The organism is Streptomyces sp. NPDC057438, from assembly GCF_042802995.1.
In the GTDB taxonomy this organism is placed as follows: domain Bacteria; phylum Actinomycetota; class Actinomycetes; order Streptomycetales; family Streptomycetaceae; genus Streptomyces.
This window is the reverse complement of sequence record NZ_JBHVDD010000027.1, coordinates 18,495-29,870: the sequence shown is the minus strand read 5'-3', so window position 1 is coordinate 29,870 and position 11,376 is coordinate 18,495. Positions and strand designations below refer to the sequence as shown.

General features: G+C 72.7%; 12 protein-coding genes. 5 read left to right on the top strand and 7 right to left on the bottom strand.

The genetic code is table 11. The annotated features are described in order from the left end of the window. Positions 1-284 precede the first annotated feature (284 nt). Complete coding sequence (locus tag ACFU5F_RS17410) at positions 285-2,045, top strand: penicillin-binding transpeptidase domain-containing protein (protein ID WP_383887722.1); 1,761 nt, start codon at positions 285-287, stop codon at positions 2,043-2,045. 98 nt (positions 2,046-2,143) lie between these two features. Here the strand turns inward: ACFU5F_RS17410 and ACFU5F_RS17405 are convergent, their stop codons facing one another. Beyond that, positions 2,144-2,776, bottom strand: coding sequence for an RBBP9/YdeN family alpha/beta hydrolase (locus tag ACFU5F_RS17405; protein WP_383887720.1), 633 nt, complete (start codon positions 2,774-2,776; stop codon positions 2,144-2,146). A gap of 205 nt (positions 2,777-2,981) precedes the next feature. Between ACFU5F_RS17405 and ACFU5F_RS17400 the strand changes: the two genes are divergently transcribed. From ACFU5F_RS17400 to ACFU5F_RS17390, 3 genes are read left to right on the top strand one after another with little or no spacing between them, the layout of a single operon-like run. Further along, on the top strand, positions 2,982-3,494 hold the full coding sequence (locus ACFU5F_RS17400) for a YbaK/EbsC family protein (protein ID WP_383887718.1): 513 nt from the start codon (positions 2,982-2,984) through the stop codon (positions 3,492-3,494). Then, entirely contained in the window at positions 3,491-4,336 is an 846-nt protein-coding gene (locus ACFU5F_RS17395) for an EamA family transporter (RefSeq protein ID WP_383887717.1), read from the top strand. Before ACFU5F_RS17400 ends, ACFU5F_RS17395 begins: the two co-directional genes overlap by 4 nt. 60 nt (positions 4,337-4,396) lie before the next feature. Next, complete coding sequence (locus ACFU5F_RS17390) at positions 4,397-4,672, top strand: DUF1876 domain-containing protein (RefSeq protein WP_383887715.1); 276 nt, start codon at positions 4,397-4,399, stop codon at positions 4,670-4,672. Positions 4,673-5,004: 332 nt separating this feature from the next. On the opposite strand, the gene ACFU5F_RS17385 is transcribed toward ACFU5F_RS17390, so the two are convergent. The 3 genes from ACFU5F_RS17385 to ACFU5F_RS17375 form a co-directional block, all read right to left on the bottom strand. Next, positions 5,005-6,183, bottom strand: coding sequence for a serine hydrolase domain-containing protein (locus ACFU5F_RS17385; protein WP_383887713.1), 1,179 nt, complete (start codon positions 6,181-6,183; stop codon positions 5,005-5,007). Between the two features lie 217 nt (positions 6,184-6,400). After that, a complete protein-coding gene (locus ACFU5F_RS17380; RefSeq protein WP_383887711.1) occupies positions 6,401-6,895 on the bottom strand; it encodes an organic hydroperoxide resistance protein in 495 nt (164 codons plus the stop codon). 139 nt (positions 6,896-7,034) lie between these two features. Beyond that, positions 7,035-7,508 (bottom strand): MarR family winged helix-turn-helix transcriptional regulator, encoded by a 474-nt coding sequence (locus ACFU5F_RS17375; RefSeq protein ID WP_383887709.1) that lies wholly within the window; start codon positions 7,506-7,508, stop codon positions 7,035-7,037. A gap of 357 nt (positions 7,509-7,865) precedes the next feature. Here ACFU5F_RS17375 and ACFU5F_RS17370 point away from each other — a divergent pair, with 357 nt between their 5' ends. Further along, complete coding sequence (locus tag ACFU5F_RS17370) at positions 7,866-8,276, top strand: VOC family protein (protein WP_383887707.1); 411 nt, start codon at positions 7,866-7,868, stop codon at positions 8,274-8,276. A gap of 380 nt (positions 8,277-8,656) precedes the next feature. Here the strand turns inward: ACFU5F_RS17370 and ACFU5F_RS17365 are convergent, their stop codons facing one another. From ACFU5F_RS17365 to ACFU5F_RS17355, 3 genes are read right to left on the bottom strand one after another with little or no spacing between them, the layout of a single operon-like run. Continuing rightward, a complete protein-coding gene (locus ACFU5F_RS17365) occupies positions 8,657-9,439 on the bottom strand; it encodes an energy-coupling factor ABC transporter ATP-binding protein (protein WP_383887705.1) in 783 nt (260 codons plus the stop codon). Continuing rightward, entirely contained in the window at positions 9,427-10,188 is a 762-nt protein-coding gene (cbiQ, locus tag ACFU5F_RS17360) for a cobalt ECF transporter T component CbiQ (protein WP_383887703.1), read from the bottom strand. The genes ACFU5F_RS17365 and cbiQ overlap by 13 nt, the downstream gene beginning before the upstream one ends. A gap of 1 nt (position 10,189) precedes the next feature. After that, the gene (locus ACFU5F_RS17355; protein WP_383887701.1) at positions 10,190-11,257 is read right to left on the bottom strand and encodes an energy-coupling factor ABC transporter permease; all 1,068 of its coding nucleotides are present in this window, start codon (positions 11,255-11,257) and stop codon (positions 10,190-10,192) included. Positions 11,258-11,376 lie beyond the last annotated feature (119 nt).

The window sequence follows — 11,376 nt, the reverse complement described above, 5'->3', positions numbered from 1 at the left end:
GCGGGGTGCGGGTTCCGTGCGGGGCACGGGTTCCGTGCGGGGTGCGGGTTCCGTGCGGGGCACGGGTTCCGTGCGGGGTGCGGGTTCCGTGCGGGGTGCGGGTCCGGTGGGGCTTCTCGCGCGGTTGCCCGCGCCCCTGAGAAGCAGGGGCTGCGCCCTCTGCCTGTCGGTAGCGTCACCCGCGGACAAACCCGGCCCCACCCACGGAGTGACGTGCGGGACTCTAGTGTGGGGGTTCTCGTTGAGGGACGAGAGGGCAGCCGGGGGCAGCGGAAGGTCGGAGCGTGGGTAAGAGAAGGCGTGTCGACGAGCGGAAGGCCGCGACGTCGGGGAGGTCGCGGCGGCAGCTCGTACTGGGCGGAGCGGCGGTCGCGGCCCTCGGTGGCGGTGCGTTCGCCGTGTACACGGTGTTCGGCGCCGGCGCGTCGGCCGACGACGGCTCGGCCGGCGCCGAGGCCGTGAAAAGCGGCCCCCTGTCCGCCGGTGAGGTCCGTACGGCCGCCACCGCGTTCCTGACGGCCTGGCAGAAGGGCACCGTCGCCAAGGCCGCCGCCGCCACCGACGACGCGGCGGCCGCGAAGACCGCGCTGACCGGCTTCACGAAGGACGCCCACGTCAAGGACGTCACCCTCACCCGGGGCAAACGCGCGGGCGACAAGGTGCCGTTCACGGTGAAGGGCACGGTCTCCTACAAGGGCACGGAGAAGCCGCTCACCTACGAGACCGCCCTCACCGTCGTACGGGCGAAGAAGGACGGCGAACCCGTCGTCGACTGGCGGCCGTCCGTCGTCCACCCCGAACTGGACGAGGGCGACCGCCTGGTGACCGGCGAGGCGGGCACGCCCCCGGTGAAGGCCCTCGACCGGGACGGCGGTGAGCTGACGACGAAGAAGTACCCCTCGCTGGGCTCGGTGCTGGACGGTCTGCGGGAGAAGTACGGCAAGAAGGCGGGCGGCAGGGCGGGCGTCGAACTGCGGATCGTCCGCGCGGATCCGGCGGACCCTGGGGACGCCGGGTCGGACGGCAAGTCCTCCGCCGATTCCACGGATTCCGCCAAGTCCGGGAACTCCACGAAGTCCACGAAGGACAAGGCCGCCGACAAGACGCTGCTGGAGCTGAGCGAGGGCACCCCGGGGGAGCTGAAGACGACGCTCAGCCCGGCACTGCAGGCCGCCGCCGAGGCGAAGGTGGCGGCCACGAAGCGGGCGTCGGTGGTCGTGATGCGCCCCTCGACCGGCGAGATCCTGGCCGCGGCCAACTCCAGCAGCTTCAACGTGGCCTTCCAGGGCTCCCTGGCTCCCGGCTCCACGATGAAGATCGTGTCGTCGGCGCTGCTCATCGACAAGGGTCTCGCGTCGGCGGAGAAGGTCCACCCCTGTCCCAAGTTCTCGTCGTACGGCGGCTGGAAGTTCCAGAACGACGACAAGTTCCAGATCAGGAACGGCACGTTCAAGGCCAGCTTCGCGCGCTCCTGCAACACCGCCTTCATCTCCCAGGCCAAGAAGCTGGACGACAACTCCTTGACCCTGGAGGCCCAGCAGGTGTTCGGGCTCGGCCTGAACAACTGGGCCATCGGCGTGTCCAGCTTCGACGGCGCGGTGCCGGTGCAGCGCGACGCCCCGATGGCGGCCTCGCTGATCGGCCAGGGCGGGGTGCGGATGAATCCGCTGAACATGGCGTCGGTGGTGTCGACGGCCAAGACGGGTGTCTTCAAACAGCCCTACCTGGTCGCCCCGTCCGTCGACGGCCGCACCCTCGCCACCGCCGCCCGGCCCATGTCCGCCGCGGCCCGCACTCAGCTGCGCGAACTCCTGCGCTACACCGCCGCGGCCGGTACGGCGGCCGAGGCGATGTCGGGCCTCGGCCCGGACTACGGGGCCAAGACCGGCTCCGCCGAGGTGGACGGCCAGAAGGAGCCCAACGGCTGGTTCACCGCGTGGAAGGGCGACCTGGCCTCCGCCGGGGTCGTCCAGGAGGGCGGCCACGGAAGCGAGTCGGCGGGCCCGATCGTGGCGGCGCTGCTGAAGGCGGGCAGCGGGGGCTGAGCCCCCGGCGTTCAACGGTCGGCGGCAGGCGGCAGGCGGCAGGCGGCAGGCGGCAGGCGGCAGCGGTCACGTACGGCCGCGGTCACGTACGGCCGCGGTCACGTACGGCCGCGGACAGGGGTCTTCTCGTACGACCCCGGGGTCGCGTCCAGGCACCAGTCGAAGACCGACGCCCAGGGGCCGTAGCCCGCGTCCAGGTCCAGGTGGGCCTGGCCCGGCAGCACGTCGGCGTCCAGGCCCAGCGGTCCGGCGTAGACCTCGGCCGCGCCGCCGGGGCAGTACGGGTCGTCGTCACCGCCCACGACCCGGGTGTACGAGGCGGCCGCGGCCAGCCGGGCGGGGTCCGGCGGCGGCGGGGCGAACTCGGTTATCTCCGGGTGCTCCAGGGCGACTTCGGGGGCGGGCGGGGCGACGAGCAGGACGCGGTCGACGGGGCCGGACAGGACGTCGTCCCGCGCCACCGCGTGCAGCCACAGCAGACAGGCCAGGCTGTGGCAGACCACCGTGATCCGCCGTCCCGCCAACTCGCCCAGCAGCGCGTCCAGTTCGGCCAGCCACCGCTCCAGGTCCGGGTCGTCCGGCTCGGGCAGCTGCGGGTACACCACCTCGTGGCCCAGGTCGGTGAGACGGTCGGCCAGCCAGTGCTGCCAGTGCGCGGCCGGGCGGTGGTTCTGCCAGCCGTGCAGGATCAGGAAGGCGCGGGTGCCGTCGGCGGGCGGGGTCGGTGTCATCCCCAGATCGTCAGCGAAACGTCCCGACCGGTCCAGTGCCGTCTCTGTGACTGGATGCGCGGTGGGCCGCGATGGGCCGCGGCAGGCGGGACTTCTCGCGAAGACCGCGTGACCGGGCGGCGTGACCGGCCCCTCCGTGCGCGCCCGCCGGACCGCCCCGACAACCCGCTCGCATGGCCTGTACACGCACCGCTAGCGTGCCCGCATGACCAACCCCACGCAGGACACCGAGGGCTCCGCGGCCCACCCCCGTTTCGCCGAGGCGCTCACCGCGCTGGGCCTGGGCGAACTGCACACCCGGATCCGCCGGTTCCCGGAGGCCACGAGGACCGCGGCGGAGGCGGCCGCCGCCCTCGGCTGCGAGCTGAGCGAGATCTGCAAGTCGCTGATCTTCGCGGCGGACGGCGTCCCGGTGCTGGTACTCATGGACGGCGCGTCGAGGGTCGATCTGGAGGCGGTCCGGCGGGAGCTCGGCGCCACGAAGGTCACCCGGGCCCGCGCCGACGTCGTACGGGAGACGACCGGCTACGCGATCGGCGGGGTCCCGCCCTTCGGCCACCGGACGAGGACCCGTGTCCTCGCGGACCGCTCGCTCCTGGACCACCCGACGGTGTGGGCGGCGGCCGGCACCCCGTACACCGTCTTCCCCATGGACCCCGGAACGCTGATCGCGCACGCGGGCGCCACCCTGGTGGACGTCCGCGAGCCGAACGCGTGACCCCCGCCGTCACCGCGGCGGTGCTGCTCGCCGCGGTCACGCACGCCAGCTGGAACGCCATCGCGCACCGGATCACGGACAAGCTGGTCGGGTTCACGCTGATAGCCGGCGGCGGGGCGCTGATCGGCTTCGCGATGGTGCCGTTCGTGCCGCTACCGGCGGCCGGCGCGTGGCCGTACCTGATCGCCTCGGCGATCGTGCACCTCATCTACTACGTGTTGCTGATGACGTCCTTCCGGCTGGGCGACTTCGGCCAGGCGTACCCCCTCGCCCGCGGCTCCGCGCCCCTCGTCGTCACCGTCCTCGCCGCCGTCTTCGCGCACGAGGTCCCGGACGGCTGGGCGGCGGCCGGCATCCTGCTGAGCTGCGCCGGGCTGACCGGGGTCGCGCTGTGGGGCCTGCGCGGCGACCGTCCGCACTGGGCGGCGATCGGGGCCGCGCTGGCCACCGGCCTGTCGATCGCCTCGTACACGGTCGTGGACGGCCTCGGCGTACGGGCCTCCGGGTCCGCCCTGAGCTACATCGCCTGGCTGATGGCCCTGGAGGGGCTGGCGATCCCCGCGTACGCGCTCTGGCGCTGGCGGGGCGGGACGGTCGCCCGGCTCCGGCCGTTCGCCGCCGTGGGCCTGCTCGGCGCCGCGCTGTCGGTGGCGGCGTACGGCCTGGTCCTGTGGGCCCAGACGAAGGCGGAACTGGCCCCCATAGCGGCCCTGCGGGAGTCGTCGATCATCGTCGGGGCGGCCATCGGGGCGGTGTTCTTCAAGGAACGCTTCGGGGCGCCGAGACTCGTGGCGGCGGGGCTGCTGGTGGTGGGGATCGGACTGATGCTGCGGGCCGGGTAGGTCGTGCGGTCGTGGGTGGGGAGGCGCACTCTGGAGGGAGGGGTTCCGGAGGTGGTCGTCATGATGAAATCCGTGGTCGGATGGCACGTCGAGCTGGAGTTCCAGGAGGACGACCAGCGCACACGGGCGGCGGCGCTCGTGCGGCTGCCCGACGGGCAGGAAGTACGTGCGAACGGCTACGCCAGCCGTCACCGCACCGACTCCTCGCAGCCCAGGGTCGGTGAGGAGATCGCCGGCGCGCGGGCCTTGAACGAGCTGGCCATGAAGCTCCTCACCAAGGCCCACGACGAGATAGACGCGGCATCGGGGCGGACGTCCCACCCGATCGCGCTCTGATCCGCCGGGCTGGAGCGAGTACGGCCGAGCAGGGTTCATGGTTCAGGATCCGGTGCGGCCGAGTACGGGCGCGTGCGGGTGCACACCGTCGCGCCCGCACCGGTCCATGGGGGAACAGTGGACGCGTTGCCAAGTGACAGTGGACCGTCAGCCAACGACATGGGCGGTGTTTCCGCGCATCCTGGTGATCGCCGCCGCGGAGTGCGGCCGTCCGGATCACCGGGACCGTGCCAGGACACCAGCGGGGGAGCCCTGGGCCGGTCCGGCCGCTCACCCGTGACGGCCCCTCCGCGGCGGATCGTACGGGGCGGACCGCGCGCGGCCGACCCCGCTCAGCTCCGCGGCAGAGCGCCCCGCACCGCCCGGACCAGCGCCTGTGCCCGGGGGTCCGCCGTCACCGTCTTGCGGTAGCCGTTCGTGACGTAGCCGAAGGCGATGCCGCTCTCCGGGTCGGCGAAGCCCAGGGGGCCGCCTCGGCCGGGGTGGCCGAAGGAACCGGGGCCCAGCAGCGGGGACGCGGTGCCGTGGAGCATGTAGCCGAGGCCGAAGCGGGTGTTGATGACCAGGACGCGGTCGGGACCGGCGGATTCCTCGGCGCGAGCCGCCTCCATCGTGGCCGGACCGAACAGCCGTACGCCGTCGACCTCTCCGACGAGCGCCGCGTAGAAGCGGGCCAGGCCGTCCGCCGTGGCGATGCCGTTGGTCGCGGGGAGGGCGGAGGCGCGGTACGCCGGGTCGTTCTGGTCCGGGAACGGGGTGATCGCGGCGAAGGCCCGGCGGGTGAGGGAGTCCGGGTCGTCGTACGCCTCGGTGACCGACCGCTTGGCGCGCACCCGGAGTCCACCCGTGGGCTCGGGCGCCGACTCCAGACGGCCCGCGCGGCCGACCCGGCCGGCCGCCGCCACCGCGTCCGGCAGTCCCAGCCACAGGTCGCCGTCCAGGCCCAGCGGGGCGGCGATGTCGGACGCGATCCACTCGCCCGTCCCCCGGCCGGTCACACGCCGGACCAGCTCGTCGAGCATCCAGCCGTACGTCAGCGGGTGGTAGCCGTGGTCGGTGCCGGGCTCCCAGGAGGGTGCCTGCGCGGCCACGGCCGCCGGTCCCCGGCGCGGGTCCAGGGCCTCGGCGGGGGTGAGGGGCCGGTCCAGGACGGGCAGGCCGGTGCGGTGGCCGAGTACGTGCCGCACCAGCGCGCGGTCCTTGCCGTGCACCTTGAACTCCGGCCAGTACCGGCCCACCGGCGCGTCGAGGTCCAGCTCTCCGCGCTCGGCCAGCATCAGCACCACCGCGGCGGCGACCCCCTTCGTCGCCGAGCGCATGATCTGGGCGGTGCCGTGCTCCCAGGGTTCGTCGCCGTCCACGTCACGGGTGCCGGCCCACAGGTCGACGACCTTGCGCCCGCGGAGGTACACCACGACCGCCGCGCCCCGCTCGCCGAGCGCCTCGAAGTTGCGTACGAACGCGGTCCTGACCGGTTCGAAGCCCTCGGCGACCGTCCCGTTCACGTCCACGCCGGTGCTCCCTGTTCTTCGCCCACCACGACCACGCGCCACGACCGCCTCGCGCCACGACCGTGCGTCGCCGTCTCCACCGGCCGTCGCGACCGCTCGCCACGACCGCCCGTCGCGTCAACGACGACGGATGCAACGTACAGGCACAGCCCCCGATTCCTGTCGGCCGGGGCCTCTCCCGGGCCTCCCCCCTGGCCTCCCCGCCGCCCCGCCGTGCTCAGCCCAGCAGGATCGAGACCTCGATGTTGTCGCGGGTGGCGTTCGAGTACGGGCAGACCTGGTGCGCCGCGTCGACGAGCTTGGCCGCGATGTCCTGGTCGATGACCGGGAGGGAGACGCTGAGGGCGACCGCCAGGCCGTAGCCGCGCTGCTTGTTGGGGCCGATGCCGACCTTCGCGGCGACGGTGGAGCCGGTCAGGTCGTAGCCCGCGCGGCGGCCGACGAGGACCAGCGCGTTGTGGAAGCAGGAGCTGTATCCGGCCGCGAACAGCTGCTCGGGGTTGGTGCCGTCGCCGTCGCCGCCCATCGCCGGCGGCATCGCGACCTTGAGGTCGATCTGGCCGTCCTGGCTGGTGATGTAGCCGTTCCGGCCGCCGTGCGCGGTGGCCTCGGCGACGTACATGATCTTCGTCGGACGTGCGTCCGGACGGGCGTCCGCACGGCTGTCGGGACGGGTGTACGTACCGGTCTCCACCGCGGCGTGGTCAGTCACTTCCTTGGCCTCCCCCAGGACGAGCGCGTGGCCTCCCCAGGACAGGCGCGCACGAATACATCGTGCACAAGGTACCGGTCGGTAGGGGACAGCGGTTACCGGGGGGTAGTAACCATGGGTAACACAAGGTCACCGACGCTCAGCGGCCCGCCGCCTTCGTCGCACGGGCCGTCACCTGCCACAGTTCCTCACGCAGCCGGGCCACCTCGGGGCCCTGGAGTCCGGTGGCGGCGGCGAGGGTGGCGGGGACGGAGGCCGCGCGGTCGCGCAGCTGCTCGCCCCGGCCGGTGAGGGCGATCCGCACCGAACGCTCGTCCCGCAGCGACCGCTCCCGGCGCAGCAGTCCGGCCGACTCCAGCCGCTTGAGCAGCGGGGAGACCGTGCCGTAGTCGAGTCGCAGGGCGGCCGTCAGTTCCTTGACGGTGGTCTCGCCGTGTTCCCAGAGGGAGAGCATGACCAGGTACTGGGGGTAGGTGAGGCCGAGTTCGTCGAGCAGTGGGCGGTAGGCGGCGGTCACGGCACGCTGGGCCGCGTACAGCGCGAAACAGAGTTGCTCGTCGAGGAGCAGCGACCCATGCCATTGCGCGTCCGCTTGATTCGTCACGGGGCTCATTGTCGCGGATGCGTGGCGTGGGGCGCCGGGGGGTTGCTGTCGTGTGCGGGTGAGTGGGGGGTTCTGGCGCCGTTTCCCGCGCCCCTGGAACCGCGGGCGTGGGCGGGCTGTCCGGGGCCGGGGTGGGGGTGCGCGGGGCCGGGTGGGTGCGGGGCCGTTCTCGTCCGCGGGCGGGTGGGGGTTCTCGCGCCGTTCCCCTCGCCCGTGAAAGCAGGGGCTGCGCCCCGTGCTTCTCGGCGTGCCGCTTCAGGTGCGCGGGGTCATCCACGTCGTCGCGCCGACGCCGCCGCCGGTGTCGCTCTGCGGTGCCGCTCTCCTGTCGCCACGTCGAGTGTGAGCTCGTGACAAGATCGCGGGATGTTGCGACTCACCGATTTCATCATCGACTGCCCCGACACGATGAAGCTGGCGGCCTTTTACTCCGAGGTGACGGGCCGTCCGGTCAAGGACGGCAGCTCCGAGGAATGGGCCGGGATCCGGTTCGGCGAGATCGAGCTGGCATTCATCCGGGTGGACGACTACCGCGCTCCGCAGTGGCCCGACAGCGAGCACCCCAAGCAGTTCCACCTCGACTTCGAAGTGGACGAGATCGAGTCCGAGCAGCGACGCGTCCTCGACCTCGGCGCGACGCTGAGGCAGGACTTCATCGGGCCCAACGGCTACGGCTGGCGGATCTACACCGACCCGGTCGGCCACCCCTTCTGCCTGTGCCGCAACAAGGGTGTCATCTGGACCGACGAGGGCCCGGTCTGGCCCGAGCGCGACTGAGCCGCCGGGGGGGCCGGACTGCCGGATGCCCGGCCATGGGGGGCCGAGTTCGAGCGTCCGGCGGCGCTGCGAGGCCGCGGGCGGGTCCAGCTGGACCGCGCCGAGCGCCGGGACCCGGATGGCGGTGGCGTACACGTCGCCCTCGCCCCGGCCCGGAGCCCGTGCCGCACATCCCCGCCAGTGGGGCGCCCGCCTCGGCGTACGACGCGGGCGGCCGATGCCGAGCCCGCGGAAAGGCCCACACCCAAGCTCGCCTCCGCCCGGCCCGTCGGCGGATCGACGTGCGGTTCGCGATGGTCCGCGATGGTCCGCGACGGCACCTCCCACCGACCCGGAACCCCACGCCTCGCCCGACGAGAGACACGGAGGGCCCCCGGCCCCTACCCCGCCGGTACCGACCGTGGGTCGAAGCCGAAGGGCAGTTCGAGGCGGTGGGTGCGCATCAGGGCGTCGTCGGTGAGGAGTTCAGCGGTTGCCCCGTCCGCCGCGATCACCCCCTCGCTGAGGATCAGCGAGCGCGGGCAGAGTTCGAGCGCGTACGGGAGATCGTGCGTCACCATGAGGACGGTCACGTCCAACGCCCGCAGGATGTCCGCGAGTTCACGGCGTGACGCGGGATCGAGATTGGAGGACGGCTCGTCGAGGACGAGGATCTCCGGCTCCATGGCGAGGACGGTGGCGACGGCCACCCGCCGCCGCTGCCCGAACGAGAGGTGGTGCGGCGGCCGTTCCTTGAACTCCGTCATGCCGACCTGCGCCAGGGCCCGGTCCACCCGGGCCTCCAGCTCGGGCCCCGCCATCCCCGCCGCCGCGGGCCCGAAGGCCACGTCCTCCCGCACGGTCGGCATGAACAGCTGGTCGTCCGGATCCTGGAAGACGATGCCGACCTTCCGCCGGATCTCCGCCATGTGCCGCTTGCCGACGGGCATCCCGGCTACGGTCACCGTGCCCGCGCCCCCGGTGAGGATGCCGTTGAGGTGCAGGACGAGCGTGGTCTTCCCGGCCCCGTTCGGCCCGAGCAGCGCGACCCGCTCACCGCGGCGGACGGTGAAGTCGACGCCGAAGAGGGCCTGATGGCCGTCGGGGTAGGCGAAGGCGAGCCCGGCGACTTCGAGGGACGGGGACGGGGGTACGGGGTTCTCGGACACGGTCACAGGCTCCATCCCAGCAGACACACGACGAGCGCGGCGACCGGGAGGGCGAACGCGTAGGACCACTGCGCCCGGGACGCGGTCACCTCGTCGATCACGGGCATGGTCCCCGCGTACCCCCGGCTGATCATGGCCAGATGGACCCGCTCACCACGCTCGTACGAGCGGATGAACAGCGCCCCGGCCGTCTTGGCGAGGACCCCCCAGTGCCGTACGCCGCTTGCCTCGAACCCGCGTGACTCGCGCGCGATCCGCATTCGCCGCATCTCGTCGGTGATCACGTCCCCGTAGCGGATCATGAAGGAGGCGATCTGGACGAGGAGCGGCGGGAGTCGGAGCCGCTGGAGTCCGAGGAGGAGCGCGCGGAGTTCGGTGGTGGAGGCGAGGAGGACGGAGGCGGCGACACCCAGCGTCCCCTTGGCGAGGACGTTCCAGGCACCCCACAGCCCGTTGACGCTCAGCGACATCCCGAGGACCTCGACGCGCTCGCCCTGCGCCACGAACGGCATGAGCACGGCGAACGCGACGAACGGGACCTCGATCAGCAGGCGTCGGAGCAGGAACCCGGCGGGCACCCGGGCGACGTACGCGACCACGCCCAGCAGCACGGCGTAGAGCCCGAACGCCCACATCGCCTCCCGCGGCGTCGACACCACGACGACGACGAAGGCGAAGACGGCCGCGAGTTTGGTGTGCGGCGGCAGGGCGTGCACGGGCGAGTGCGCGTGCCGGTACAGCTTGTGGGCGTGGCCGGCGCCCATGTCAGCCGACGTTCCCGGGCACGGCGGAGGGCGACACGTCCTCGCCGGCGCGCCGCCTGCGGACGGCCCAGAAGACGCCCGTGCCGGCGACGACGGTGACGCCGACTCCGATCACGCCCGCGAGACCGCCCGCGATCCGGGCGTTGTCGAGGCCCTGGACGCCGTAGTCGGCGAGCGGGGAGCCGGCGGCTGCGTGGTCCTCGGCCTTGGCGTCGATGCCCTTGTCGGCGGCGACCTTCTCCAGCCCGTCGGGGCTGGCCGACGCGTAGAAGCTGACGACTCCGGCGAGGAGGAGGGAGATGCCGAGGCCGGCGAGGAGGACCTTGCGCGTGGAGCGGGCGGCGACGGGGGCGGGAGAGGGGGTCGGCTCGGCGACGGGCGCGTCGACCAGTTCGCCGTCGACCCGCAGCTTGAGCGGGGTGGTCAGGCCGCGGGCGCCGTGCACGAGGTCCGGGCGGACGGCGATGACGGCGCCGACCGTGGCGGCGGTGATCGCGGCCTCGCCGATGCCGATGAGGACGTGGACGCCGACCATGGCGGTGAGGACCGAGCCGATCGGCACGTCCGTGGTTCCGCCGATCGCGTAGACGAGCGTGAAGGCGGCGGCCGCGGCGGGCACGGAGATCAGCGCGGCGACGAAGGCGGAGACGGTGACCGAACCGCGCTTCCTGGGAAGGACCTTGACCAGGCCGCGGAAGACCGCGTAGGCGACGACGGACGTGACGACAGCCATGACACTGATGTTCACGCCGAGCGCGGTGAGGCCGCCGTCGGCAAAGAGGATGCCCTGCATCAGGAGCACCACGGACACGCACAGGACCCCTGTGTAGGGGCCCACGAGTATCGCGGCCAGGGCGCCGCCGAGCAGATGTCCGCTGGTACCGGCCGCGACCGGGAAGTTCAGCATCTGGACGGCGAAGATGAACGCGGCGACGAGTCCGGCGAGCGGCGCCGTCCTCTCGTCCAACTCACGCCGGGCACCACGCAGGCTCACGGCGACCGCACCGGCGGCGACGACTCCGGCGGCCGCCGATACGGGGGCGTTGATGAATCCGTCGGGCACGTGCATACGAGGGCTCGCTCTCCTGGTAGCCGCGGTGGCTGGAACCTTACGATGATAGAGCCCTCTTGCGAGTCCTTTGCAAGAGCGCGTAAGGGACGAACTGCGAACACCTCGCCACAGCCTCG